This is a genomic window from Microbacterium sp. NPDC076895, from assembly GCF_040687115.1.
GTDB lineage: Bacteria > Actinomycetota > Actinomycetes > Actinomycetales > Microbacteriaceae > Microbacterium.
Genome location: NZ_JBFBMQ010000017.1, coordinates 43,903 through 68,796 on the forward strand (window position 1 = coordinate 43,903; position 24,894 = coordinate 68,796).

The window sequence follows — 24,894 nt, forward strand, 5'->3', positions numbered from 1 at the left end:
GTCGATGCAGCTTTCGACACACGACACGAATTGAGGACTCTCAATGGATGCTGGAACTCTCGCCTGGGGTATTACCTCATCGGCGCTAGTCCTGTTCATGACGCCCGGCGTCGCCTTCTTCTACGGTGGTCTCGTCAAGGCGAAGAGCGTCATCAGCATGATGATGATGAGCTTCGGCGCGATGGCTCTGATCGCTGTGCTCTGGATCCTCTACGGATTCAACATGGCCGCCGTGAGCGACCCCTGGGCTTTTGCAGGAAACCCCTTCTCGAACTTCGCACTCTCGTCGCCTGAGCTTTCCAGCTCGGACTTCGTGCTCGCGCTCTTCGGCTCCACCTTCGCGATCATCACGGTGGCCCTGATCTCGGGCGCCATCGCTGACCGCGCCCGGTTCGGATCGTGGATGATCTTCGCCGGTGTCTGGGCGACAGTCGTCTACTTCCCCGTGGCCGCATGGGTCTGGGGTGGCGGCTGGATCATGAACCTCGGCACCACGCTGTTCGGCGAGGAGTCCGGGATCTTCGTGATGGACTACGCGGGTGGTACTGCCGTTCACATCAACGCGGGTGCTGCAGCCCTTGCCCTGGCCCTCGTGCTCGGCAAGCGCATCGGCTTCCAGAAGGGCATCCAGAAGCCGCACAACGTGCCGCTGGTCATGCTCGGCGCTTCGATCCTGTGGTTCGGATGGTTCGGCTTCAACGCGGGTGCAGAGGCCAACTGGTACTACGCCGACACCGAGACCTACGGCTCGATGGGTCCTGACTCGCTTGCCGGTGTGATCGTCATCAACACGCTCGGTGCAACCGCCGCCGCCATCATCGGTTGGCTGATCGTCGAGAAGTTCAAGGACGGCAAGGCCACGTCGGTCGGTGCTGCTTCGGGTGCCGTCGCCGGTCTCGTTGCGATCACCCCTGCCTGTGCGTTCCTGACGCCCGGCTGGGCGCTCCTGCTCGGTCTCGTCACCGGTGTCATCTGTGCCTTCGCCATCGAGCTCAAGTGGAAGCTCGGCTACGACGACTCGCTCGACGTTGTCGGCATCCACCTCGTCGGTGGTGTCATCGGAACGCTGTACCTCGGCTTCTTCGCAACCGAGACCGGTCTCTTCCTCGGTGGCGGCATCGAGCAGCTCACGGTACAGGCGATCGCAGCCTTCGGCGTCCTGATCTACTCCTTCGTCGTGGCCTGGATCCTGGGCTTCGCGATCGAGAAGACGATCGGCTTCCGCATCAAGAACGAGGACGAGCTCGCCGGTGTCGACACCAGCGTGCACGGCGAAGAGGGCTACTCGCTCGCCGGGCAGGTCTGATTCACCCGGAGTTCGTCTCCTTACCCTCAGGGGCGTCGCGACTGGTTCGCGGCGCCCCTGAGGCGTTTTCTCGTGTGTTCGCCGGTTAGGGTGACTTCGTGAATCGGCTGTCATCGCTTGTCCGTAAGGTTGCGCGTGCGCTCACGCCGCCGATGCGCAGGAAGGAACGTACGGATGCCGCACCAGACGCGCCGCCGCTCGCCGTCCGCACGCGGCTCATTGCGGCACCTGGCGCGAACGGCCTGAAGATCAGTTATGCACCCGAAGCGGACGGGGACGCTGACGCCGGCGAGATCGTGTGGACCTGGGTGCCTTACGCCGAAGGCGACGGACGAGGCAAGGATCGTCCGGTTCTCGTGATCGGCCGCCAGGACTCCGATCACGTCTACGCGGTGAGACTGACCAGCCAGCCGCACGACGGTGACCGGGACTACATCGCGATCGGGGCAGGGCCGTGGGATGCGCGAGGGAGAGCATCCTGGGTCGACATCGAGCAGCTCTACAGCGTGCATCATCGGGGGATGCGCCGTGAGGCCGCCGCGCTGGATCTCGACCGCTTTGTACTCGTCGCTAACGCGCTGCGTAGCCGCTACGGCTGGGATGCCGAGAAGCGTCGGTGATACTCAATGTGGTGGGCGATACCAGACTCGAACTGATGACCTCTTCCGTGTGAAGGAAGCGCGCTACCAACTGCGCCAATCGCCCAAGACCCTCGCGGGCCGAGTCTCGATCCTACCGGATTCCTGGTCAAGCACACGACCGCGGACTCCGACACGCGCGGAGCCGTTTCGGTTTTGCGCGGCGGCGATTCTCGACTAAAGTCGATCAAGCGCCACACGGTGGCGCAATGCGGATGTAGCGCAGTTGGTAGCGCATCACCTTGCCAAGGTGAGGGTCGCGAGTTCGAGTCTCGTCATCCGCTCGAGTGCGGGGCTTCCTTCGGGAGCACGACACGTGGGTCGAACCACACACGGTGGCGTGGCCGAGCGGCTAGGCACCGGCCTGCAAAGCCGTTTACACGGGTTCGAATCCCGTCGCCACCTCGCATGACAACTGAATAGCCTTTTAGGCGCGATTGGCGCAGCGGTAGCGCGCTTCCCTGACACGGAAGAGGTCACTGGTTCGATCCCAGTATCGCGCACCACCTGAAACCCCCGGAATTCCGGGGGTTTTTCGTTTACGTTGCTGGCACACGGCACGACGCCGTATCACCACGTTCCGTCGCGCCCTGTGGCGGAGCTGAGCCCATTGCGGCCGCAGTGTGGCGCGACCGAAAGGGTCCAAGATCCACGCTCACGACGAAGGCCCCCACCCTTCATCGGGTGGGGGCCTTCGGGTCGCGCTGGATCAGGCCTCGCTCATTGCGAGCTTCTCCTTCTGGCCCTTTGCTGCGTAGTAGGCGGCACGGGCTGCATCCCGGCGCGCCTGCTCGGCCTGGCCGGCCTCGCGAATCTCCTCCGAGACCGGGTAGTACTCGGTGGTGGGCTTGCCGTGGTACTTCTCGATATAGGCGTCAAGCTCCGGGCCCGATGTCCACGAGGTGATGAGGCAGTAGCGCGGCTTGTCGCCCTGGTGGTGGACAGCGTGCCAGAGTCGCTGGGTGTCGACGATCAGCTGAGCACCGGCGGGAAGAGCGATGCGGTACTCGATGCTCGGGTCGGTGCGGTTCTCACGAAGGACGAAGTAGCTGTCCTTGTCGTCGGTCAGATTGAAGAAGCCGCGAACGACCCAGCCGGTGCCATCGGGGTTCAGGCGGTTGTTGTCGTCCTGGTGGAGGTTGTACAGGCAGTCCGCGTAGGAGTTCGGCTGCAGCTCGATGATGCGGCAGCGTCCGACGTTCGCGCCCGGCTCCTTCGCCCGTGCAGTGAGAGTGGGAGCAAGTTCGGTCTGCGAATCGATCCAGACGCCGTCCTTGTCGGTGCGGGGCGGCTGGTGATTCCAGAAGCCGTTGCACTCGATCTCGCCCTTGGCCGAGGCGAGGGGAGCGAATCGGGTGTCACCCGAGGACTTCCAGTCCACGTATTCGATGTCGAGCCATTCCTTCGGATCGACGGGCTCGTTGTAACTGTCGAGGACGACAAAGCCGGTCTCGTCGAGAGCGGCGCTCTTGATGTAACCCATAGGGTCTGTGCCTTTCGGTCGGTGAGCCAGCGCGTTTTTACAGGCCCAACTTAGGTAACCCTACCTCCGGCCCTGCGCGGGAACCTGGGCATCCGCGCCGTGATTATTAGACTCGTCGGGGTCGTCCACACAGCCGGAGGAGACACTCGATGATCACTGCGACGAACATCCGCGCTCACGCCGTGAATACGGTCGCGTGGCTGGCGTCGGCTCAGGCCACGATCGTCGTCCCGGTCTATCAGCGGCAGTACCGGTGGGATATCGGGGGCTGCGAACAGCTCCTGAGCGACATCCGTGCCGTGGCCGATCGGGATGACGACCAGATGCACTTCATCGGCTCGGTCCTCAGCGCAGCCGATTCGGCGGGCCCACGCTCGGGCGAAGACGCCGAGGAGTGGGTGCTCATCGACGGGCAGCAACGCATCACGACGCTGATGCTTCTGGTTGCTGCCCTGTTCCACACCATCCGGGACGAAGACTCCGTACTTGCAGAGGAGCTTCAGCGCGTGTTCCTTCACGGCGCGACCGGTGACACGAAGCTTCGGCCCCATCGCGAGTGGGCAGGACTTTTCCGTGAAGTCGTCGTTGGGGCTACGGATGTCGCGCCGACGCCCTCGCGGTTCGCCGACAACTATGCGTTCTTTCGTAGTCAGATTGCCGCCGATGATGTCGCTCGGGTCTGGCGCGGACTCCAGCGGCTGGAGCACGTCGCCATCTCACTCGGCACCGGCGCCAATGCCCAGCAGATCTTCGAGAGCCTGAACTCCACCGGCGAGCCACTGCGCGACCATGAGCTGATTCACAACTACGTACTCATGGGACTCTCGCACGCCGAGCAGTTGGTCATCGAAGACGAGTACTGGGCCGCCATCGAGCGGAGCACCGGTGAGCACATCGCGTCGTTCTGGGCTCACTATCTCGTCATGGTCGGCGGACGCGAGGTCGCCACGACCGCATCGGGTCGCGGTGTCTATGACGTGTTCCGGGCGCATTTCCCTCGACTCGACCCCGCGGCGCTTCGAACCCAGGCGGAGCAGTGGAGATCCTTCGCCCAGCTCTACGCGACGCTGCTTGACCCCACGGGTGAGCCGGATGCCGAAATCCGGGTGCGTCTGCACCACCTCAATACGTTCGGCCGCGGGATGTACCCGTTGGTCATGTCGCTGTACGCGCGACACCGCGGCGGCGAGGTCGGACGTGACGATCTCCTCGACGTGCTCGACGACCTGCAGTCGCTTCTCTTGCGCCGCGATGTCGTCGGCGTGGGCTCGGAGCGCCTCGTTGCCCGCCTTGTGCGCGCATCCCGGGACGGCATCGACTCGCTCGTCGCGGCAATCTCGCGCCTGACTCCGTCGGATGACCGTGTGCGCGTTGCACTGAAGCACAGCCCCCTGCCGCATCCGGAGTATGTTCTGTCGCGGCTGGCCGACACCGATCCGGCGCAGAATGACCTCGTCATCGACCATGTCTTCCCGCCCGCGCCATCGGATGACTGGACCGGCGGCGATGGGCGGCGGTGGAAGGACTACAGCGAGGACGAACAGAACAGTCATCGTGCCCTGGCCGCGACCCTGGGCAACCTCACGCTGCTGGAGGAGGCACTCGCGGCTCAGGTCTTCGACGCCGACTTCCCCGTCAAGCGCAGTGTCTACGGGAAGAGCTTCATCACCCTGACACGGCAGCTGGAGTCCATCGAGACGTGGGGGACCGGTGCGATCAGCGCGCGGTCTGCAGAACTCGCTCAGCAGGTGATGACCCTCTGGCGACGCCGAGGACCCCTCGTGATCGACGATGACGGTTTGACGCCCATCCTGGATGCGACCCCGCGGCGTGGCTGGCCACGAGGCTGGGAGCGCGAGTTCTCGTACGTGGAATACGTCGGCGAGCACTGGGAAGTCCCCGATATCAAGTACCTCTTCAATCGCATCTTCAAGCGGCTCTGGGCAGATCGACGCGATGCCGTCATCGCGTACTGCTCACGGCGAGGTGGGCCCGTCTACAACGATCGCGCGTGGAACGGCGACTGGGACAGCCTGGATGCCGACCACCACCTGTACATGGGATGGGACTCGCGCTACATGATGGCTGCCGTCCAGGGAGTGCTCGAGGAGGCGGGGCTCGCGCCCGAGGTCTTTGTCAAGTACTCGTACATCGGGCAGATCATGTGATCGCTCTGGTCCGACGCCCCCGCTCGGCTCGGTAGCCTTGAGACTGACATCGCCCAGGAGTTCGCTGTGACACAACCGCTCGTCCCGTCCGACGTGGCCTATCCCGCCGACGGCTTCGCTCTCTTCCCCGACCGCTCCGTCGTCGCCCTGCGGGTCAACGGCACGTTGCGGGATCTCGCGACGGTTGTGACCGCTGAGGACACCGTGGAGCCGGTGACGATCGACAGCCCTGACGGGCTCGACATCCTTCGCCACTCCACCGCGCACGTGCTGGCACAGGCCGTTCAGCGGATCCGTCCGCAGGCGAACCTCGGCATCGGCCCGCCGATCACCGACGGGTTCTACTACGACTTCGGCGTCGATGAGCCGTTCACCCCCGAGGATCTCAAAGCCATCAAGAAAGAGATGGAGCGGATCGTCCGTGAGGGCCAGCGCTTCACACGCCGTGTCGTGACGGAGGGTGAAGCGCGCGCAGAGCTTGCCGACGAGCCGTTCAAACTCGAGCTCATCGGGCTGAAGGGCGGCGGTGCGGATGCCGCGGAAGGGGCATCGGTCGAGGTCGGCGGTGCTGAACTGACGATCTACGACAACGTGACCCGCGATGGCGAGACGGTCTGGAAGGACCTCTGCCGCGGACCGCACGTTCCGGGCACGCGCATGATCGGCAACGGCTGGGATCTGACCCGGATTGCCGGCGCCTACTGGCGGGGCAGCGAGAAGAACCCGCAGTTGCAGCGTATCTACGGAACGGCGTGGCCGACCAAAGACGAGCTTCGGGCCTACCAGCACCGCCTCGAGGAGGCAGCTCGTCGCGACCACCGCAAGCTTGGCGCGGAACTTGACCTCTTCTCGTTCCCCGACGAGATCGGGCCGGGCCTTGCGGTCTTCCACCCCAAGGGCGGCATCATCCGCTACGAGATCGAGCAGTACATGCGCCAGCGCCTGCTCGCCGCCAACTACGAAATGGTCAACTCGCCCCACATCACCAAGGGCGACCTCTTCATGACCAGCGGTCACCTGCAGTGGTACGCCGACGGGATGTACCCCCCGATGGAGCTCGACGAAGTCGTGGATGCCGAGGGCCACGTGACCCGGCAGGGGCAGGAGTACTACCTCAAGCCCATGAACTGCCCGTTCCACAACCTGATCTTCCGGTCGCGGGGCCGCAGCTACCGTGAGCTTCCGCTGCGTCTTGCGGAGTTCGGCACGGTCTACCGATACGAGAAGAGCGGAACCCTCGCGGGGCTCACTCGCGTGCGGGGGATGACCCAGGATGACGCGCACATCTACGTCACAGCCGACCAGGTGCGAGACGAACTCACTCGCAACCTCGACTTCGTGCTGTCGGTGCTGCGCGACTACGGTCTGCAGGACTTCTACCTCGAGCTGTCGACGAAGGAGGAGGGCAACCCGAAGTTCATCGGTGACGATGCCCTGTGGGCAGAGGCCACCGAAACGCTGCGCGAGGTGGCCGAAGCCTCGGGTCTGGAACTCGTGCCCGACCCGGGCGGCGCCGCGTTCTACGGACCGAAGATCTCCGTGCAGGCCCGCGATGCGATCGGCCGCACCTGGCAGATGTCGACCATTCAGCTCGACTTCAACCAGCCCGAGCGGTTCGAGCTCGAGTACACCGGCCCCGATGGGGCAAAGCACCGTCCCGTGATGATCCACCGTGCGCTGTTCGGCTCGATCGAGCGCTTCTTCGCGATCCTGCTCGAGCACTATGCGGGAGCCTTCCCGGTGTGGCTCTCGCCGACGCAGGTGGTCGCGATCCCCGTGGCTGAAGAATACGGCGAGTACCTCGATGAGATCGTGGCGCGCCTGCGCGCGCGCGGAGTGCGGGCCGCGGTCGATCACTCCGACGACCGGATGCAGAAGAAGATCCGCACGCACACGACACAGAAGGTGCCGATCCAGCTGATCGCGGGGGAGCAGGACCGCTCCGCAGGGACAGTCTCGTTCCGCTTCCGCGACGGGTCGCAGACCAACGGCATCCCGGTCGACGACGCGATCGAGCGCATCCTGACGGCGATCGCAGATCGCACTCTCGTGGACACCGCTGAGGACCTGGCATGACGGATGCCGGGACATCCGAGCCGGCATCCGTTCCCTCTTCCGAGTATGCCGGTGTACCCGACGGCTTTCAGCGACTGTGGACTCCACACCGGATGGCGTACATCCAGGCCGGTGCCGACGCAATGCGCGCCGCGTGTCCGTTCTGCGCGGCGCCCGGCAAAACGGATGCCGACGGCCTGATCGTCCACCGCGGCACGAGCGCCTACGTCTTGCTGAATCTCTTTCCGTACAATTCCGGTCACCTCCTGGTGTGCCCCTACCGCCATGTCGCAACCTACGACCTCGCGACGACGGAGGAGACTCAGGAGATCGCCGAGTTCACACAGACGGCGATGCGCGCGCTTCGCGCCGTTTCACGGTGCGACGGCTTCAACATCGGCATGAATCAGGGGGCGGTAGCCGGCGCGGGTGTCGACGAGCACCTGCACCAGCACGTGGTGCCGCGGTGGGCCTCGGACGCGAACTTCTTCCCGATCATCGCGCGCACCAAGGCACTCCCTCAGCTCCTGGGCGACGTGCGCGAGACTCTCGCGGCAGCCTGGCCCGCCTACTGAGCGTCGGGGTCAGCGGACCCGCGTGACCTCGAACTGCATCCGCGGGTGGGCATAGGCCCCCTGCGACTCGACCAGCTGCAGCTCCCGCTCGCCCGAGTCATACGTGTTCTGCAGAAGGTCGAACACGCTCGACACGGTCCGTGCGAGAGCAAGCGCTGGGTCACCGGTGGCGCCGTAGTGGGCGGTGAACAGCGCGGCAGTCACGTCGCCAGAGCCGTTCGCCTTCATCGGGATTCGCGGCGTCTGCACGATCCACGCGCCATCGTCGGTGACGGCGAGCATCTCGATCGTTCCTTCGGGTGCGTCTGGACGTTCGACGCTGGTGACGAGGACCGTGCGCGGGCCCATGTCGCGGGCGAGATCGGCCGAGACGAGCGTGGACTCGAGATCTGCCGGTTCCGTTCCCGTCAGGAAGCCCAGTTCGAACTGGTTCGGGGTGATGATGTCGGCAGCGGGGACCACACGCTCGCGCAGCAACACCGGGATGGCGGGTGCGACGAAGCATCCTGACTTTGCGTTGCCCATGACCGGATCACAGGCATAGACCGCAGCCGGGTTGGCAGCTTTCACCCGCGCGACGGCATCAAGGATGACGTCGCCGATCCCTTCCGACCCCTGGTAGCCCGACAGCACCGCATCGATCTGCGGAAAGACGCCGCGTTCTTCGATACCAGTGAGTACCTCCGCAACGTCGGCGGGGGAGATCAGCGGTCCGCGCCACGCGCCGTACCCGGTGTGGTTGGAGAAGTTCACGGTGTACACCGGCAGAACCTCGACGCCGATGCGCTGCAGGGGGAACACCGCTGCAGAGTTGCCGACGTGGCCGTAGGCGACGGCTGACTGGATCGAGAGGATCTTCATGAGGGCTGGCCTGCTTTCGTGGAACGAGCCGCTTCGATAGCGGCTGACAGATCGGATGCCAGGCGTGTCGCCTCGGCATCGGTGAGGTCGTGCACCGTCAGACGCAGGTGCTGCGCGGCATCCTCCCCGGCGAGCACGAACTCTTCGCCTGAGCGCGCGAGCCACCCGCGCCGCATGAGGTACTCGCCGACGTCTCGAGCAGGCACTCCGAGCGGCACCCACAGATTGAGACCGTCGGCTGCATGCGCCGGAACACCGGCATCCTGCAGCAGCTTGGCAACTGCTGCGTTGCGCTCGGCGTAGTGCTTGCCTGCCCGCCGGATGTCGTCTCGCACGGCATCATCAGTGAGCAGCGCGTGAGCCAGGCGCTGCAGCAGATGACTCACCCACGTCGTTCCCGGGCTCAGACGCAGCGCGAGGCGTGCCGCCGTGTCGGCGTCTGATGCGGTGACCGCCAGGCACATGTCGGGGCCGAGGAACTTCGACACCGACCGGATGAGAGCCCAGCGTTCGTGATCGGGTCCGACGATCGTGTGGAAGGGGCGCTCGGAGAGCAGCGAGAAGTGGTCGTCCTCCACGACGAGAACGTACGGATGCTCGGCCAACTCGGCACGCAGCGCCGCTGCCCGCCGGGCCGACAGGCTGGCGCCCGTGGGATTCTGCGCGCGCGGGGTGCTCACGATGGCGCGCACCCCGGCATCCAAGGCCGCACGGAGCCCGGCGACTGTCATGCCCTCGTCGTCGACGGGAACCGGCACCGCCCGGTATCCACCCAACCGCAGGATGTTCATCGTCGACAAGAAGCACGGATCTTCGACGGCGACGGCATCGTCACGAGTGAGGGATTGGCCGAGCAGCCGTTCGATCGCGTCCGAGGCTCCGCCCGTGATCGTCAACTGCAACTCGGGCTGATCGACCATCGCCTCGCGCATCCATGCGGTGGCCCACAACTCGAAGTCGCGGTCGATGACCGGCTCCCCGTACAGCACGGGTCGGCCGACGACGCGCGCGAGTACCCGAGCAGGATCAGGGATCAGTGCGGCATCCGGGTTACCGGTGCCAAGGTCCCGCAGCACGGTTCCGGCAGAGAAACCTTCTTGCGGCATCCGGGGCGATCCGGCGATGAGCGTGCCGCCCCGACCCCGCGTCACGACCGTGCCCGCCTGGGCGAGGTGTCGATAGGCGGCGACGACCGTATTGCGGTTCACGCCCAGACGCTCGGCCAGGGCACGGACCGGGGGAAGCGCATCCCCGGGAGCGAGCATGCCGCGTTCGACAAGGCCTCGAACGCTCTCGGCGATGTCGGTCGCCGTGGAGCCGGCGATAGCCGGTTGAGCATCGAGATCAGTCATCCCGACGAGTCTAAGCGGTGGGACATGCTAGGTTTTGGCATAGGTCAAGACGAAAGGGTCCTCGTGTCCGCATCCACCACCGGTTCGTCTCGCGTCAAGCGGGGTCTCGCCGAAATGCTCAAGGGCGGCGTCATCATGGACGTCGTCACGCCCGACCAGGCGAAGATCGCCGAGGATGCTGGCGCTGTCGCGGTGATGGCGCTCGAGCGGGTGCCCGCCGACATCCGCGCCCAGGGTGGTGTCTCGCGCATGAGCGACCCCGACATGATCGACGGCATCATCGAGGCGGTCTCGATCCCGGTCATGGCCAAGGCCCGCATCGGCCACTTCGTCGAGGCTCAGGTACTGCAGGAACTCGGCGTGGACTACATCGACGAGTCCGAAGTCCTCTCGCCCGCCGACTACGTCAACCACATCGACAAGTGGGGTTTCACGGTGCCGTTCGTCTGCGGCGCCACGAACCTCGGTGAGGCCCTGCGGCGCATCAACGAGGGCGCCGCGATGATCCGCTCGAAGGGCGAGGCCGGCACCGGTGACGTCTCCGAGGCGATGAAGCACATCCGCAAGATCAAGGGCGAGATCGCGGCGCTCGGAGCTCTCTCCAAGGACGAACTGTACGTCGCTGCCAAGGATCTTCAGGCCCCGTACGAGCTCGTCGCCGAGATCGCCGAGACCGGAACACTGCCGGTCGTGCTCTTCGTCGCCGGGGGTGTTGCAACGCCAGCGGATGCCGCCATGATGATGCAGCTCGGCGCCGATGGCGTCTTCGTCGGATCGGGCATCTTCAAGTCCGGGAACCCGGCGCAGCGCGCCGCGGCGATCGTGAAGGCGACAACCTTCTACGACGACGCGAAGGTCATTGCCGATGTGTCGCGCGGCCTCGGCGAGGCGATGGTCGGCATCAACGTCGCTGACCTTCCGGCACCGCATCGACTGGCCGAGCGGGGCTGGTGAGCACGACCCGTCCGCACGTCGGTGTTCTCGCCCTCCAGGGCGACGTGCGCGAGCACGTGGCCGTGCTGCGGTCCCTGGAGGTCGAAGTCTCACTCGTGCGTCGCCCGGAGGAACTCGCCGCGGTCGACGGGCTCGTCATCCCCGGCGGGGAGTCCAGCGTGATCGACAAACTCTCGCGGGCGTTCGGGATGCGCGAGCCGATCATCGCGGCGCGCAAGTCCGGGATGCCGATGTACGGTACGTGCGCCGGCCTGATCCTGTTGGCCGACGACATCGTTGATGGAATCGAAGGTCAGCAGACGTTCGGAGGCCTGGACGTGGTGGTTCGCCGCAACGCGTTCGGGAGCCAGGTCGACTCGTTCGAAACCGAGCTCATTGTCCCGGCTTTCGACGATCAGACCGTACATGCCGTGTTCATCCGCGCGCCGCTGGTCGAGCAGGTAGGAGAGCGCGCCGAAGTGGTGGCATCCCTCGACGACGGCCGTGTGGTCGCCGTCCGCCAGGGTGCACTGCTCGGAACCTCCTTCCACCCCGAGGTGACCGGTGAGACCCGGTTCCACGAGCTGTTCCTGCAAGCCGTACGAGCTGCAGCCTGACGGAGCACGCTTCGCGCGGCCGATAGAATCGAGCGCATGTCCGGCCACTCCAAGTGGGCGACGACCAAGCACAAGAAGGCCGTCATCGACGCGCGTCGTGCCAAGTCGTTCGCCAAACTCATCAAGAACATCGAAGTCGCAGCCAAGCTCGGCGGTGCCGATCTTTCGGGTAACCCCACGCTGTACGACGCCGTACAGAAGGCGAAGAAGACGTCGGTTCCCAACGACAACATCGACCGCGCGATCAAGCGCGGTGCGGGAATCTCCGGCGACTCGGTCGAGTACCTGACGATCCTCTACGAAGGCTACGGACCCAACGGCGTCGCGCTCATGATCGAGTGTCTGACCGACAACAAGAACCGCGCTGCCGCGGAGGTGCGCACCGCGCTCTCGCGTAACGGTGGAACGCTGGCTGACCCCGGGTCGGTCGCCTACAACTTCCACCGCAAGGGCGTGATCGTCGTCTCGGGCGAGGGAACGACTGAGGATGACGTCATGATGGCGGCTCTCGAGGCCGGCGCCGAGGAGATCGAGCCGCACGCGCAGGGGTTCGAAGTCATCACCGAGGCATCCGACCTCGTGGCCGTCCGTTCGGCACTGCAGGAGGCGGGCCTTGATTACGAGTCGGCGGATGTCGAGTTCGTGCCCTCGCTCAAGGTCGAGGTCGACGCCGACACTGCACGCAAGGTGTTCCGCCTCATCGACGCTCTCGAAGACAGCGACGACGTCCAGAACGTCTACAGCAACTTCGACCTGAGCGCCGAAGTGCAGGCCGAGCTCGAGAACGACGAATAGGGCGCGCCTCCTCGGGACCGCCGCTCGTCGCGCCTAGCGTTGCCGGGTGGCGACTGTTCGCGTTCTTGGAATCGACCCCGGCCTCACCCGTTGTGGCGTCGGTGTCGTGGATGTCGCTGCCGACCGCTCGGCGGCCCTCGTCCACGTCGGCGTGATCAGGACGGATGCCGACCTCGCTATCGAGCGCCGGCTCGCCGGCATCGCGTCCGGCATCCGAGAGATCCTCGATCTGCATCGGCCTGACGTCGTGGCAGTGGAGCGGGTGTTCGCCCAACAGAACCGGAGCACGGTCATGGGTACCGCTCAGGCCAGCGGTATCGCGCTGATGCTCGCGGGTGAGCGGGGTCTTCCTGCGGCTACGCACACGCCGACCGAGGTGAAGGCCGCAATCACCGGGTACGGCAGCGCCGACAAACGGCAGGTCCAGACAATGGTCGCGCGGATCCTGAGGCTTGATGTCCTCCCGCAGCCTGCAGACGCCGCCGACGCCCTGGCACTCGCTCTCTGCCACGCGTGGCGGGGTGCTCCGCAGGCGGGGGCGGCAGCTGGTGACTCGTTGACCAAGGCGCAGCAGGCCTGGCGGGACGCTGAACGGCGCGCTCGGGTCTGAGCGTGTCGCTCGAACAAATGTCCGATCCGCCGCATAGCCTGCTCTGAGGCGCGGGCTGCGCCGAACGTAAGGAGCACGATGATTTCGTCTGTGCGGGGCATCGTCGGCTACGCCGATCTGGACTCGGTCGTGGTCGAGGTCGGGGGAGTGGGACTCACCGTCGCCGTGACGCCCGATGTCGCCCGCTCGGCGCACGTTGGCGAACCGCTGTTTCTGCACACGTCGTTGATCGTGCGGGAAGACGCTTTGAGTCTCGTCGGCTTCGAGACGCGCGACGAGCTGACGACGTTCCTGCTGCTCGTCGGAGTCACCGGCGTGGGCCCCAAGTCCGCACTGGGCGTGCTCAGCGCCATGTCAGTCGACCAGATCGCCACCGCCGTCGCCGCCGAAGACGACGCGCCGTTCCGTCGGGTGTCTGGCATCGGCCCGAAGACCGCCAAGCTGATCGTGCTGCACTTGACCGGGAAGATCATCGCCCCCGCGGCAGCCTCGCGCGCGGCATCCGTCACCGACAACCGAGCCGACGCGGTGACCGCAGCGCTGACCGGACTCGGCTGGCCCGAGCGCCACGCCGCCGAGGTGGCGGCGACCGTTCTTGAGGATGCCGCGGCCGAGGCATCCGTGCAGGATCTGCTGCGCCGCGCGCTGGCCGAACTCGGCCCGGCGCGAAAGGAGCCCCTGCGTGGATGATCTGACCGACCCCACACCCTCGAAGGATGAGTCAGAGCTCGCGATTGAGGGCGCACTGCGACCGGCATCCCTTGCGGAGTTCGTCGGGCAGACGAAAGTGCGGGGACAACTCCAGCTCCTCCTCGACGCAGCCCGGCTTCAGGAGCGCCCTGCCGACCACATCCTGCTGGCTGGTCCGCCGGGCCTCGGCAAGACGACACTGGCCATGATCGTCGCCCACGAGAGCGCGCGCCCGCTTCGCATGTCGAGCGGACCGGCCATCCAGCATGCCGGCGACCTCGCGGCGCTGCTCTCAAGCCTGACTCCCGGTGAGGTGCTCTTCATCGATGAAATCCATCGCATGGCGCGCTCGGCCGAAGAGATGCTCTACCTCGCCATGGAAGATTTCCGGATCGACATCATGGTCGGCAAGGGTGCTGGCGCGACGAGCATCCCGCTCGATCTGGCCCCGTTCACGCTCGTGGGCGCGACGACGCGCGCGGGCCTGCTCCCAAACCCGTTGCGCGATCGGTTCGGATTCACCGCACACCTCGAGTATTACGAGCCCGAGGAACTCGAACGCGTCCTCGAGCGCTCGGCCCGGATGCTTGATGTTCCGCTGCCGGCCGAATCCCGTGCCGAGATCGCCCGGCGTTCGCGAGGCACCCCACGCATCGCCAACCGCCTGCTGCGACGAGTCCGCGACTACGTCGTGGTCCACGGGGGGAGCGCCACCGCAGCATCGGTCGATGCAGCCCTCGACCTCTACGACGTCGACGCAATCGGGCTCGACCGACTTGATCGCGCCGTCCTGGAGGCGCTCGTGCGCCGGTTCCATGGGGGCCCGGTCGGACTCAACACGCTCGCCGTGACCGTCGGCGAAGAAGCAGACACCATCGAGTCCGTCATCGAGCCCTACCTCGTGCGAATCGGATTCATGGGGCGTACGCCGCGCGGTCGCGTGGCAACTCCCGACGCCTACGCGCACCTGGGTGTGCGTCATGCCGATCAGACGCTGAGATTCGATGACCTATAATTCCTGGAGGCTTTGACCCCCACGCGGCCCGACGTCTGCGCGGCCGCACCCGAAAGGCGCCCCTCTTCATGAACTTCCAGGATTTCTTCCTCAACTACGGTCTGCTCATTCTGCTGGGCGCCCTCCTGGTGTTCATGTTCTGGAACTCCAGTCGCCGCATGAAGAAGCAGCGCGAGGAGCAGGCGCAGAAGGCTCGCCAGACCGTTCCCGGCGCCGAGGTGCTGCTGCAGGGCGGCCTGTACGGCACGATTGTCGAGTTCGACCCCGACAATCTCGACCAGCCCGCGGTGATCGAGATCGCTCCCGGCGTCGACATCAAGGTGCACAGCCAGGCAATTCTTCGGGTCATCACGCCCGCTGACGAGGTCGAGGACGAAACCGATGACGGGTTCGACGACATCGTCGACAACTACCACGAGACCCACGACGGCGAGTCGTCGGATGCTGTGACGCCGGACGCTGAGCCGGCAGCCGAGACCGACGCCGACGGGCGCGACGGCGACACCAAGCCCAACGCCTGATCGTTCTCGAGAGCATCCCGTGGCCGCATCCACTCCTGTTCGCCGCGCCTGGCGGGCCCTCACCGGCCTGCTGACGATCACGGCGGTTCTGTTCGGCATCAACGCCCTGGGCGTCTACGTCTTCAACGCGAGTTCGTGGACCCCCGAGCTCGCGCTCGACCTTCAAGGTGGCACCCAGATCATCCTCGAAGCGCAGACCGCTGACGGGGCTGACCCGTCGGCCGAGCAGATGAATCAGGCGGTCACGATCATCCGGCAGCGTGTCGACGCATCCGGTGTCGGCGAGGCCGACGTCACCACAGAAGGTGGCAAGAACATCGTCGTCCAGATTCCTGGTCAGGCTGACGAAGAGACGCGGCAACGCATTGAGGCCTCAGCGCAATTGCAGCTGCGAGCGGTCCTCTACGCCGGATCACCGGCGACGAGCTTCGTCGGCGACGACGGCCAGTCCACTCCGTACCCGACGCCGGATCCGACACTCGAATCCACGCCCACGGTCGAGCCCACGAACGGGAGTGACACCAACTGGATCACTCCCGCGCTCCAGGCCGAGTTCCTCGCATACAACTGCGCGGACCCGGCCAACGACCCCGCTAACGCGCCGGCAGACGAGCCCCTCATCACGTGTGATGCCAACGGGACGGTCAAGTACATCCTCGGGCCGGTAGAGCTCGACGGGTCGTCGATTGTGGATGCGACAAGCGGCCTTGAGCAGACCTCTGGACAGTGGGTCGTCAATCTCCGTTTCGACGAAGCGGGAACCGACACGTTCGGTCAGATCAGTCAGCGACTGTACGGTGCAACGCCGCCACTCAACCAGTTCGCGTTCGTCCTCGACGGCTATGTGCTCACTGCGCCGTCGATGAACGGCGTCATCCTCGACGGCCAGCCAAGCATCAGTGGCACCTTCACCCAGGAGACCGCGAAGGTCCTGGCTGACCAGCTCAAATACGGCGCGCTGCCGCTGAGTTTCGCCGTCGTGAGCTCCGACACGATCTCGGCGACACTCGGGTCGCAGCAACTGCAGATCGGTTTGATCGCCGGTCTCATCGGCCTTGCACTGGTCGCCGTCTATTCGCTGATCGTCTATCGCGCACTCGGGTTCGTGATCATCGCATCGCTGGTCGTGATGGCAGTTCTCACCTACGTGATGCTGCTGATCCTCGGCTGGCGCATGGGCTTCCGGCTCTCGCTCGCGGGTGTCGCAGGTCTGATCGTGTCGATCGGGTTCACCGCTGACTCGTTCATCGTCTACTTCGAACGCATTCGAGACGAACTGCGCGACGGCAAGTCGATCACGGGCGCCGTCGAAGATGGGTGGTCGCGGGCCAAGCGCACGATCTACATCTCGAAATCGATCAACATCCTTGCCGCGGTCGTGCTCTACATCCTCGCGGATGCGACGGTGAAGGGTTTTGCGTTCACCCTCGGGCTCACTACCGCGATCGACGTCCTCATCTTCATCCTGTTCACCCACCCGGTGATGCAGCTGTTGTCTCGAACGCGATTCTTCTCGTCCGGCCACCCGTTGTCGGGCCTCGATCCCGACGCGCTCGGCGCGGTCTACCGGGGCCGCGCGCAGTTCCGTGCGCCCGTCGTAACGCCCAAGACGGCGGCCGAGAAGCGGGCGTCCCGATCGCGGGGCGAAGCCGCGCGTCGCCAGACGATTGCCGAGCGTAAGCTCGCCGAATCCCGCACATCCGGGTCTACCCAGACCACCGAGGGAGAGGACACCCCCTGATGCGCTCCCTCAACCAGCTCGGAAACGACCTGTACAGCGGGAAGACCTCCTTCCCGTTCGTCGGCAAGCGGCGACTGTGGTTCATCATCGCGGCCGTCCTCGTGATCGGCTCAGCGCTCGTGCCCTTCATCCGGCCCATTCAGTTCTCGATCGAGTTCACCGGTGGATCGCAGTTCACCGTTTCGGGAGTCACCAACCCCGATCAGTTGATCGCGACCGAAGCTGTGCAGTCCGTCGTGCCCGGCGCGACGACCAAGGTCGCAACCGTCGGCGCTGAGACCGTTCGTGTCCAAACGGACCAGATGACGGATGCCGAGACGCGCGATGTCGCGGCAGCGCTTGCCGAGGCTTACAGCGTCGACGCAAGCGAGGTCACCACCTCGTTCATCGGCCCTAGCTGGGGTCAGGATGTCACGCGCCAGTCGCTGTGGGGTCTTGCGATCTTCCTCGCACTGACCTTCATCATCCTTGCGCTGTACTTCCGCACCTGGAAGATGTCTGCGGCAGCGATCATCGGCCTCGTCGATGTGCTGGTGATCACTGTGGGGGTGTACGCACTCTTCGGCTTCGAGATCTCGCCCGCGGCAGTGATCGGATTCCTCACGATCCTCGCGTACTCGCTCTACGACACGACAGTCGTGTTCGACAAGATCCGCGAGAACACATCCGAAGACGGCGAGATATCTGGTCGCACCTTCGGCGAGTCGGTCAACCTGGCTGTCAACCAGACACTGGTGCGCTCGATCAACACCACCGTCGTGGCGATCCTGCCGGTCGGCGCGATCCTCTTCATCGGTGCGTTCTGGCTCGGCGCTGAAACGCTGACCGATATCTCGCTGTCGATCTTCGTCGGGATCATCGTGGCGGCCTATTCGACACTGTTCGTCGCGGCACCGCTGTTCTCGCTGTTCCGCGAGGGCGAGGCACCGATCCGCCAGCGTGATCAGCGCGTACTCGCTGCCCGCGAACAGGCGGTTGCTTCGGCCTGATCGCCTCAACCGCGGCGTAGGATATGGGCTCCAGCGAAGGGAGGGCTATCGGGTGACCGAGACCGTCCCGCCCGCCCAGAGCGTACCCGCAGGCTCGTCGTCGCTGCTGCGACTCGTTCCACGCATCTTCTCGCGGGCCGCGCGCCGCGACGACGTCGAGAAGCTCCTGCGGACCGTACGCACGCACCATCCCAAGGGTGACCTAGCGATCATCGAGCGCGCGTACGCGATCGCGGACCGCGCCCATGCGGGCCAGAAGCGTCAAAGCGGCGAGCCTTACATCACGCATCCCTTGGCGGTAGCCCAGATCCTCGCTGATCTGGGACTCGGGCCCAAGGCGGTGGCCGCCGCTCTCCTGCACGACACCGTCGAAGACACGGGCTACTCGCTGGATGCCCTCACCGCGGAGTTCGGCGACGAAGTGGCGATGCTCGTCGACGGCGTGACCAAGCTCGACAAGGTCAAGTACGGCGAGAGTGCGCAGGCCGAGACCGTGCGCAAGATGATCGTTGCGATGTCGCGCGACATCCGCGTTCTGCTCATCAAACTCGCCGACCGGTTGCACAACGCCCGGACCTGGGGCTTCGTCCCGCCCGAGAAGGCCCGGAAGAAGGCGACAGAGACTCTCGAGATCTACGCGCCGCTCGCGCACCGCCTGGGTATTCAGACGATCAAATCCGAGCTGGAAGACCTCTCGTTCGCGGTTCTGCACCCGAAGCTCTACGCCGAGATCGAGAGCCTCGTCAAGCAGCGGACGCCGCAGCGAGAGAAGTACCTGCAGAACGTCATCGACGCTGTTGACTCCGATCTGCGTGAACTCCGCATCCGAGGGCGCGTGCTCGGCCGCCCCAAGCAGCTGTACTCCGTGTACCAGAAGATGGTGGTGCGGGGTCGTGAGTTCGACGACATCTACGACCTCATCGGCATCCGGATCCTTGTCGCATCCGTGCGGGATTGCTACGCCGTGCTGGGCGCCATTCACGCCCGGTGGACGCCGCTCCCGGGGCGGTTCAAGGACTACATCGCGACGCCGAAGTTCAACCTGTATCAGTCGCTGCACACGACGGTGATCGGCCCCGAGGGTCGCACCGTCGAGATCCAGATCCGCACCCACGAGATGCACCAGCAAGCCGAATACGGTGTGGCGGCGCACTGGAAGTACAAGGAACGGATGGCCGGAGGGAAGATCGACGACAAAGCCGTCGACGCGGATCTCGCCTGGCTCGCGCGGATTTCGGACTGGCAGGCAGAAACCGCGGACCCGGGGGAGTTCCTCGACTCGCTGCGGTTCGAAATCGGGGCGAAAGAGGTCTACGTCTTCACACCCAAGGGCCGTGTGATTGGGCTCCCGGCAGGAGCCACCCCGGTGGACTTCGCGTACGCCGTGCACACCGAAGTCGGTCACCGCACGATGGGCGCGAAGGTCAACGGGCGGCTCGTACCCCTCGAATCAGAGCTCAAGAGCGGCGACGTCGTCGAGGTGTTCACGTCGAAGAACCCGGATGCCGGACCCAGCCAAGACTGGTTGAGCTTCGTCAAGAGCACCAGGGCCCGCAGCAAGATCCGCGGGTGGTTCACGAAGGAGCGGCGCGAAGAGGCGATCGAACAGGGTAAGGAGTCGATCGCGCGCGCGATGCGGCGCCAGAACCTGCCGCTGCAGCGACTCATGAATCAGGACACCCTGAGCGAGGTCGCGCACGGTTTGCGCTACGAAGACGTCTCTGCGCTCTATGCGGCTGTCGGCGAGGGACACGTCTCGACCCAGTCCGTCATCGAGAAGGTGACGGCGCTCGTCAGCGCCTCCAGCGATACCGCAACGGGCCCGATCGACCTTCCGCACGTCGGGCGCTCGCGCGCACCGCGGGCGGGAGACTCGGGCGTTCTCGTGCGCGGAGCGCCCGACATCCTGGTCAAGCTCGCGAAGTGCTGCACTCCGGTGCCTGGCGATGAGATCCTCGGCTTTGTGACGCGGGGGAGCGGCGTCTCGGTGCACCGCGCTGACTGCACGAACGTCGCCTCGCTTCGCTCAGACCCCGAGCGTCTCATCGAGGTCGAGTGGGCTCCCACGACCAAGAGCGTGTTCCTCGTGCAGATTCAGGTCGAAGCTCTCGACCGGTCGGGCCTGCTTAGCGACGTGACCCGTGTGCTGAGCGAGCACCATGTGAATATCCTGTCGGCGTCGGTTTCCACGACGAATGACCGCCTCGCCCTGAGCCGCTTCGTCTTCGAGATGGGCGACATTGTTCACCTCGACCGCGTCCTCAACGCCGTCCGCCGCATCGACGCCGTCTACGACGTCTACCGCGTCACGTCCTCCTAGCTTTCTCGGGACCGCAGCAGTTCGAGGGCCCGCACCTTGTGGGGGACCGTCCCGGCGTTCTCCAACCAATAGATACCTCCCCGGATGGTCCCCGGATCTCGCGCCAGGCCGTCGAGGGCTGCGCGGTGCTCGGCGTCGCCGACGCGGGCAAGGTCAGCGGCCGTGCGTGCCGGCGTCGTGACAAACACCCCGCCGATGCGGTAGAGGTCGTCCTCGGGGAGGTTTGTGTCGCGGTAGTGGAGTCGGCGATGGATGACACCGTGGATGCGATGCTGCACCGCTCGCTGCACGGTGTGCCGAGTCGGCGGATCGCTGATGGCTCCGTACACCCACGCTGCCGAGAGGTGAGTCGCCGCCATCAGGTCGCGCAGCAAGGGCCCGAGGGAGGCCGCTCGCGCGCTCGGCGTTTCGACGGTGTCGGCAGGCATATATGCAGCGTCCACCTCGATGAGGTGACCGTCGAGCCGCGCGGCCGACAGCTCAGCGAGCGAGAGCTGCTCGTCAACGAAATACAGGAACGGCGAGGTCATCCCCGCAGTCTGCCCGGGGCAGACGCGGTCGGTGATGCGCTCTTCTCAGTCTGTGGAGAAGTGCCGGTCAGCCCTCGAGGGCGCGGAGCCATGCCCGTCGAGCGTCGAGCGCCTCGCTCGCCTTCTTCATCGCGCGCTGATCCTTGCGGGCGGTGGCGTCGGCAAGCTCAGCCTCGAGTTTCTCGATCGCGTCGTAGAGCTGGCGCGTCATGTCGTTCGCGCGCGCCGTCGTCTCAGGGTTGTTTCGGGTCCACTCGGCATCCTCACGTGCGCGAACCGAGACCTCGATCTTGCGCAGTTCATCGTCGAGGGCACGTTCCTGCTCGCGGGGGAAGACCCGACCGATGTCATCCCACGACCGCTGAATCGCGGTGAGAGCGCTGCGTGCGGCGGCAAGATCCGCCATGTCGAGAATGGGACGAGCTCGCGCGAGGAGCTCGCGCTTCGCGTCGATCTTCTCCTTCGAGGCCTCGACCTCCGCGGCCTCGCGACCCGCACGTGCCGAATACAGCGCGTCGCCTGCCGCCTTGAACCGTGCCCAGAGGGCGTCATCGACCTTCTTGCCGGCGCGGCCTGCAGCCTTCCACTCGTTCAGAAGGTCACGATAGGCGCCGATGCCGTCTTCGCCGCGCGGCGCCAGTGCCTCCGCGCGCTCAACCAACCGGTTCTTGCGCTCGCGTACTGCCTTGTGAGCCTCGTCGAGTTCGGCATAGAACTCTCGACGGTGCTTGTCGACGGTTGCCCGCGCATCCCGAAATCTCTTCCACAGCGATTGCGAGATCGACTTGGGAAGGTGAGGACCGTTCTGCTGTTGCGACTGCCACTGGTCGAATAGGGAGCTCATTTCGGCCGAGGCGGTCTTCCACTGCACGGTCTTCGGATCCCGTGCGGCGATCGCCTCGGCCTGTTCGACCAGCTGCGTGCGCTCGGCGATCGCGGCATCCACGGCCTCGCGCGCCTGGGCAGCCTCGGCAGCGCTGGCTTCGGTCAGCGACGCAGTGAGAGCGTCGACGCGGGCGCTCAACGCCGCGAGGTCCCCGACAGCGGATGCTCCCGAAATCTTCCCGCTCAGGGTTGCGGCTGTCGCGCGCAGATCCGCGGCACTGGCACCGCCACGGCGGTGGCGAACTTCCAGAAGCGTGACCTCCGATGCGAGGTCGGCAAACTTCCGCTCGTAGTAGGCCAGGGCCTCCTCGGCGGTGCCGTCGGGATATTGGCCGACGACCCGCCACTGGTCGCCTTCGCGCACCGAAACCGTGCCGTCGTCATCGACGCGGCCCCAGGGCTGATCGACGGGGGTGGAGGACGAAGCTGTGTCTGACACGGAAGGCACCTCAATGCGGCGGAGCCGCCTGCGGGGGGATGGACGCTTAAGCCTAATACGGAGCGCTGCCGCGACCAGGAGTGGATGCTGTAGCGATGTCGTGCCGCGCGGCTAGCCTGGGACCTATGGCGACTACGGCGGGGCTCTTCTCCGGGCAGACCCCGCTACCGGTACGAATGCGACCGACCTCCCTCGACGAGGTAGCTGGTCAGCAGCATCTGCTTCGACCGGGTGCGCCGCTCGTCGTGCTTGCCGACCCCGATGGTGGCTCACGAGCCGCGACATCCGTCATCCTCTGGGGGCCACCGGGCACCGGCAAGACCACCCTCGCCCAGGCTGTCGCGCGCTCATCAGGCCGCCGCTTCGTCGAACTTTCGGCTGTCACCGCCGGTGTCAAAGACGTTCGCGAGGTCATGCAGGATGCCCTCACGCAGCGCGATCTCTACGGAACCTCGACGATCCTCTTTCTCGATGAAATCCACCGATTCACGAAGGCGCAGCAGGATGCCCTGCTGCCGGGCGTCGAGAACGGCTGGGTCGTCTTGATCGCAGCAACCACCGAAAATCCGTCGTTCTCCGTGGTTTCCCCTTTGCTGTCCCGGTCACTGCTGTTGACCCTGCAGCCGCTGACGGATGCCGATCTCGCTGGACTCATCGATCGAGCGGTCTCTGATGCGCGCGGGCTTGCCGGTGCGGTAAACCTGACCGATGAGGCACGGGCTGCCCTGGTGCGGCTCGCTTCCGGGGATGCCCGCCGCGCTCTGACTGCCCTGGAGGCGGCGGCGTCACTGGCCGAACCGGAAGCTGACGAGGCAGTTGGCACGATCACCGCCGAGCACGTTGCGCAGGCTGTCGACCGTGCACTCCTTCGCTATGACCGTCAGGGCGACGAGCACTACGACGTGATCAGTGCGTTCATCAAGTCGATCCGCGGATCGGATCCGGATGCCGCGCTGCACTACCTCGCGCGCATGATCGAGGCGGGGGAGGACCCTCGCTTCATCGCGCGCCGCCTGATCATTTCAGCCGCCGAGGATATCGGCCTCGCAGATCCCCAGGCGCTTCCGCTTGCCGTTGCGGCTGCGGATGCCGTGCAACTCATCGGTTTCCCCGAGGGGCGCATTCCCCTCGCCGAGGCGACGGTTTACCTGGCAACGACCGCCAAGTCCAACGCCGCGTATCTGGCTATCGATGCCGCAATCGCCGACGTACGCCAGGGCGGTGGCGGTCGGGTGCCGCCGCATCTGCGTGACGCTCACTATCCGGGGGCCGCGCGGCTCGGACATGGGAAGGGCTACCGCTATCCCCACGACGACGAGCGCGGGGTGGTTGCGCAGCAGTATCTTCCCGACGCACTTCGTGACCGCAGGTACTACCGTCCGACCGCCCGCGGCGCGGAGCGGGAGATCTCGGCACGGTGGAGCCGTATCCGCCGCATCCTCGGCAGGCCCGATGAGCCCGGCTCGGGTGCTGCTTCCGGCGGGGACTGACCGCTCTGGTAGACTTGTTCGGTTCGAGACCGAGTTTTCGGATATCCCCTCACTCAAGAAAACCCCTTCGGTGCGCTGCGACGTGCGAATCGAGGCGGGAGTGCGGGATACGTCCATGAGTCGCGAAAGACGCGACCATGTCATCGGAAGGAATCCTTCGTGCCTACGAAGTCCCAGGATCGCCGCAAGGTGCGCATGTCGCGCGCCCTCGGCGTCGCACTGACCCCCAAGGCTGCTCGTTACCTCGAGAAGCGCCCCTACGCGCCCGGTGAGCACGGCCGCACCAAGCGCAAGGCCGACAGCGACTACGCGGTTCGCCTTCGTGAGAAGCAGCGTCTGCGCGAGCAGTACGGCATCCGCGAGAAGCAGCTTCGTATCGCGTTCAACGAGGCCCGCCGCAAGGACGGCCTGACCGGTGAGAACCTGGTCGAGCTGCTCGAGATGCGCCTGGACGCCCTCGTGCTTCGTGCCGGCTTCGCCCGCACCACGGCGCAGGCCCGTCAGCTCGTCGTGCACCGCCACATCCTCGTCGACGGCAAGACGGTTGACCGTCCCTCGTTCCGTGTCGCACCCGGCCAGCTGATCCACGTCAAGGCGAAGAGCGAAGGCCTCGAGCCGTTCCAGGTCGCCGCGGCAGGCGGACACGCAGAGGTTCTGCCCCCGGTTCCGGGCTACCTCGAGGTCGAGCTCGACAAGCTCCACGCCCGTCTCGTGCGTCGCCCCAAGCGCGCCGAGGTGCCCGTGGTTTGTGACGTTCAGCTCGTCGTCGAGTACTACGCAGCGCGCTAGGGCGTGTTGATTAAGTCGGTCTTGATCCAGATGAGGGTCGAGGAGAGGCAGATGGCAGCGCGGTAGTTTCGGGCGAGTTTGTCTGATCGCAT

The 24,894-nt window shown here is 65.6% G+C and carries 22 protein-coding genes and 4 tRNA genes; 20 read left to right on the top strand and 6 right to left on the bottom strand.

All coding sequences use genetic code 11. The annotated features are described in order from the left end of the window. Positions 1-43 precede the first annotated feature (43 nt). Positions 44-1,306 (top strand): ammonium transporter, encoded by a 1,263-nt coding sequence (locus tag AB0O89_RS13320; protein WP_363498459.1) that lies wholly within the window; start codon positions 44-46, stop codon positions 1,304-1,306. Between the two features lie 98 nt (positions 1,307-1,404). Then, positions 1,405-1,926 carry a type II toxin-antitoxin system PemK/MazF family toxin gene (locus AB0O89_RS13325; RefSeq protein WP_363498462.1) on the top strand — a complete coding sequence of 174 codons (522 nt, stop codon included), beginning with the start codon at positions 1,405-1,407 and terminating at the stop codon, positions 1,924-1,926. Positions 1,927-1,935: 9 nt separating this feature from the next. On the opposite strand, the gene AB0O89_RS13330 is transcribed toward AB0O89_RS13325, so the two are convergent. Next, positions 1,936-2,011 (bottom strand) — tRNA-Val (locus AB0O89_RS13330). 144 nt (positions 2,012-2,155) lie between these two features. Here AB0O89_RS13330 and AB0O89_RS13335 point away from each other — a divergent pair. The 3 genes from AB0O89_RS13335 to AB0O89_RS13345 all read left to right on the top strand — a co-directional run bounded on the left by AB0O89_RS13335 (position 2,156) and on the right by AB0O89_RS13345 (position 2,450). After that, positions 2,156-2,228: transfer RNA gene (locus AB0O89_RS13335), tRNA-Gly, on the top strand. 50 nt (positions 2,229-2,278) lie between these two features. Beyond that, a tRNA-Cys gene (locus AB0O89_RS13340) sits at positions 2,279-2,349 on the top strand. 26 nt (positions 2,350-2,375) lie between these two features. Continuing rightward, positions 2,376-2,450: transfer RNA gene (locus tag AB0O89_RS13345), tRNA-Val, on the top strand. A gap of 203 nt (positions 2,451-2,653) precedes the next feature. On the opposite strand, the gene AB0O89_RS13350 is transcribed toward AB0O89_RS13345, so the two are convergent. After that, positions 2,654-3,427 carry a hypothetical protein gene (locus AB0O89_RS13350; protein WP_300594764.1) on the bottom strand — a complete coding sequence of 258 codons (774 nt, stop codon included), beginning with the start codon at positions 3,425-3,427 and terminating at the stop codon, positions 2,654-2,656. A gap of 149 nt (positions 3,428-3,576) precedes the next feature. Between AB0O89_RS13350 and AB0O89_RS13355 the strand changes: the two genes are divergently transcribed. The 3 genes from AB0O89_RS13355 (at position 3,577) to AB0O89_RS13365 (ending at position 8,225) form a co-directional block, all read left to right on the top strand. Beyond that, entirely contained in the window at positions 3,577-5,595 is a 2,019-nt protein-coding gene (locus AB0O89_RS13355) for a DUF262 domain-containing HNH endonuclease family protein (RefSeq protein WP_363498465.1), read from the top strand. Between the two features lie 66 nt (positions 5,596-5,661). Further along, a complete protein-coding gene (gene thrS, locus AB0O89_RS13360) occupies positions 5,662-7,671 on the top strand; it encodes a threonine--tRNA ligase (RefSeq protein ID WP_331791305.1) in 2,010 nt (669 codons plus the stop codon). Further along, positions 7,668-8,225 (top strand): HIT domain-containing protein, encoded by a 558-nt coding sequence (locus AB0O89_RS13365; protein ID WP_331791304.1) that lies wholly within the window; start codon positions 7,668-7,670, stop codon positions 8,223-8,225. The genes thrS and AB0O89_RS13365 overlap by 4 nt, the downstream gene beginning before the upstream one ends. A gap of 9 nt (positions 8,226-8,234) precedes the next feature. Here AB0O89_RS13365 and pdxY read toward each other — a convergent pair whose 3' ends face one another. Together pdxY and AB0O89_RS13375 are read right to left on the bottom strand one after the other, a co-directional pair. Next, complete coding sequence (gene pdxY / locus AB0O89_RS13370; protein WP_363498470.1) at positions 8,235-9,086, bottom strand: pyridoxal kinase PdxY; 852 nt, start codon at positions 9,084-9,086, stop codon at positions 8,235-8,237. Next, positions 9,083-10,438 carry an aminotransferase class I/II-fold pyridoxal phosphate-dependent enzyme gene (locus AB0O89_RS13375; RefSeq protein WP_363498473.1) on the bottom strand — a complete coding sequence of 452 codons (1,356 nt, stop codon included), beginning with the start codon at positions 10,436-10,438 and terminating at the stop codon, positions 9,083-9,085. The genes pdxY and AB0O89_RS13375 overlap by 4 nt, the downstream gene beginning before the upstream one ends. A 63-nt stretch (positions 10,439-10,501) precedes the next feature. Here AB0O89_RS13375 and pdxS point away from each other — a divergent pair, with 63 nt between their 5' ends. The 10 genes from pdxS (at position 10,502) to AB0O89_RS13425 (ending at position 20,669) form a co-directional block, all read left to right on the top strand. Further along, positions 10,502-11,392 carry a pyridoxal 5'-phosphate synthase lyase subunit PdxS gene (gene pdxS, locus AB0O89_RS13380; protein WP_292711130.1) on the top strand — a complete coding sequence of 297 codons (891 nt, stop codon included), beginning with the start codon at positions 10,502-10,504 and terminating at the stop codon, positions 11,390-11,392. Next, positions 11,386-11,988, top strand: coding sequence for a pyridoxal 5'-phosphate synthase glutaminase subunit PdxT (pdxT, locus tag AB0O89_RS13385; protein ID WP_363498520.1), 603 nt, complete (start codon positions 11,386-11,388; stop codon positions 11,986-11,988). Before pdxS ends, pdxT begins: the two co-directional genes overlap by 7 nt. A 36-nt stretch (positions 11,989-12,024) precedes the next feature. Beyond that, the gene (locus AB0O89_RS13390) at positions 12,025-12,783 is read left to right on the top strand and encodes a YebC/PmpR family DNA-binding transcriptional regulator (protein ID WP_292711133.1); all 759 of its coding nucleotides are present in this window, start codon (positions 12,025-12,027) and stop codon (positions 12,781-12,783) included. Between the two features lie 46 nt (positions 12,784-12,829). Beyond that, positions 12,830-13,393 carry a crossover junction endodeoxyribonuclease RuvC gene (gene ruvC / locus AB0O89_RS13395; RefSeq protein ID WP_363498477.1) on the top strand — a complete coding sequence of 188 codons (564 nt, stop codon included), beginning with the start codon at positions 12,830-12,832 and terminating at the stop codon, positions 13,391-13,393. 78 nt (positions 13,394-13,471) lie between these two features. Further along, positions 13,472-14,083 (top strand): Holliday junction branch migration protein RuvA, encoded by a 612-nt coding sequence (gene ruvA, locus AB0O89_RS13400; RefSeq protein WP_363498480.1) that lies wholly within the window; start codon positions 13,472-13,474, stop codon positions 14,081-14,083. Beyond that, positions 14,076-15,098: a Holliday junction branch migration DNA helicase RuvB gene (gene ruvB / locus AB0O89_RS13405; RefSeq protein ID WP_363498483.1), complete on the top strand. Its 1,023-nt coding sequence runs from the start codon at positions 14,076-14,078 to the stop codon at positions 15,096-15,098. Before ruvA ends, ruvB begins: the two co-directional genes overlap by 8 nt. A gap of 68 nt (positions 15,099-15,166) precedes the next feature. Beyond that, a complete protein-coding gene (locus AB0O89_RS13410) occupies positions 15,167-15,619 on the top strand; it encodes a preprotein translocase subunit YajC (RefSeq protein ID WP_363498486.1) in 453 nt (150 codons plus the stop codon). Between the two features lie 19 nt (positions 15,620-15,638). Next, a complete protein-coding gene (gene secD, locus AB0O89_RS13415) occupies positions 15,639-17,360 on the top strand; it encodes a protein translocase subunit SecD (protein WP_363498489.1) in 1,722 nt (573 codons plus the stop codon). Beyond that, positions 17,360-18,349 (top strand): protein translocase subunit SecF, encoded by a 990-nt coding sequence (secF, locus tag AB0O89_RS13420; protein ID WP_363498492.1) that lies wholly within the window; start codon positions 17,360-17,362, stop codon positions 18,347-18,349. The genes secD and secF overlap by 1 nt, the downstream gene beginning before the upstream one ends. Positions 18,350-18,401: 52 nt before the next feature. Then, positions 18,402-20,669 (top strand): bifunctional (p)ppGpp synthetase/guanosine-3',5'-bis(diphosphate) 3'-pyrophosphohydrolase, encoded by a 2,268-nt coding sequence (locus AB0O89_RS13425; protein ID WP_363498495.1) that lies wholly within the window; start codon positions 18,402-18,404, stop codon positions 20,667-20,669. Here AB0O89_RS13425 and AB0O89_RS13430 read toward each other — a convergent pair. Continuing rightward, positions 20,666-21,199, bottom strand: a complete 534-nt coding sequence (locus AB0O89_RS13430) for a hypothetical protein (protein WP_363498498.1) — start codon at positions 21,197-21,199, stop codon at positions 20,666-20,668. The genes AB0O89_RS13425 and AB0O89_RS13430 overlap by 4 nt on opposite strands. Positions 21,200-21,266: 67 nt before the next feature. Continuing rightward, entirely contained in the window at positions 21,267-22,523 is a 1,257-nt protein-coding gene (locus AB0O89_RS13435) for a DUF349 domain-containing protein (RefSeq protein ID WP_363498501.1), read from the bottom strand. Between the two features lie 125 nt (positions 22,524-22,648). On the opposite strand from AB0O89_RS13435, the gene AB0O89_RS13440 reads away from it, so the two are divergent. Then, on the top strand, positions 22,649-24,013 hold the full coding sequence (locus AB0O89_RS13440) for a replication-associated recombination protein A (RefSeq protein WP_363498504.1): 1,365 nt from the start codon (positions 22,649-22,651) through the stop codon (positions 24,011-24,013). A 159-nt stretch (positions 24,014-24,172) separates the two neighbouring features. Further along, positions 24,173-24,802, top strand: coding sequence for a 30S ribosomal protein S4 (gene rpsD / locus AB0O89_RS13445; RefSeq protein ID WP_341579025.1), 630 nt, complete (start codon positions 24,173-24,175; stop codon positions 24,800-24,802). The last annotated feature ends 92 nt before the right edge of the window (positions 24,803-24,894 follow it).

What these genes read in the sequence shown, in the direction of transcription:
- AB0O89_RS13430 (WP_363498498.1), bottom strand. Translation starts at nt 21,199, where the DNA reads ATGACCTCGCCGTTCCTGTATTTCGTTGACGAGCAGCTCTCGCTCGCT.
- pdxY (WP_363498470.1), bottom strand. Translation starts at nt 9,086, where the DNA reads ATGAAGATCCTCTCGATCCAGTCAGCCGTCGCCTACGGCCACGTCGGC.
- secF (WP_363498492.1), top strand. Translation starts at nt 17,360, where the DNA reads ATGCGCTCCCTCAACCAGCTCGGAAACGACCTGTACAGCGGGAAGACC.
- AB0O89_RS13355 (WP_363498465.1), top strand. Translation starts at nt 3,577, where the DNA reads ATGATCACTGCGACGAACATCCGCGCTCACGCCGTGAATACGGTCGCG.
- AB0O89_RS13390 (WP_292711133.1), top strand. Translation starts at nt 12,025, where the DNA reads ATGTCCGGCCACTCCAAGTGGGCGACGACCAAGCACAAGAAGGCCGTC.
- AB0O89_RS13320 (WP_363498459.1), top strand. Translation starts at nt 44, where the DNA reads ATGGATGCTGGAACTCTCGCCTGGGGTATTACCTCATCGGCGCTAGTC.
- AB0O89_RS13440 (WP_363498504.1), top strand. Translation starts at nt 22,649, where the DNA reads ATGGCGACTACGGCGGGGCTCTTCTCCGGGCAGACCCCGCTACCGGTA.
- AB0O89_RS13365 (WP_331791304.1), top strand. Translation starts at nt 7,668, where the DNA reads ATGACGGATGCCGGGACATCCGAGCCGGCATCCGTTCCCTCTTCCGAG.
- AB0O89_RS13350 (WP_300594764.1), bottom strand. Translation starts at nt 3,427, where the DNA reads ATGGGTTACATCAAGAGCGCCGCTCTCGACGAGACCGGCTTTGTCGTC.
- AB0O89_RS13410 (WP_363498486.1), top strand. Translation starts at nt 15,167, where the DNA reads ATGAACTTCCAGGATTTCTTCCTCAACTACGGTCTGCTCATTCTGCTG.
- ruvA (WP_363498480.1), top strand. Translation starts at nt 13,472, where the DNA reads ATGATTTCGTCTGTGCGGGGCATCGTCGGCTACGCCGATCTGGACTCG.
- AB0O89_RS13375 (WP_363498473.1), bottom strand. Translation starts at nt 10,438, where the DNA reads ATGACTGATCTCGATGCTCAACCGGCTATCGCCGGCTCCACGGCGACC.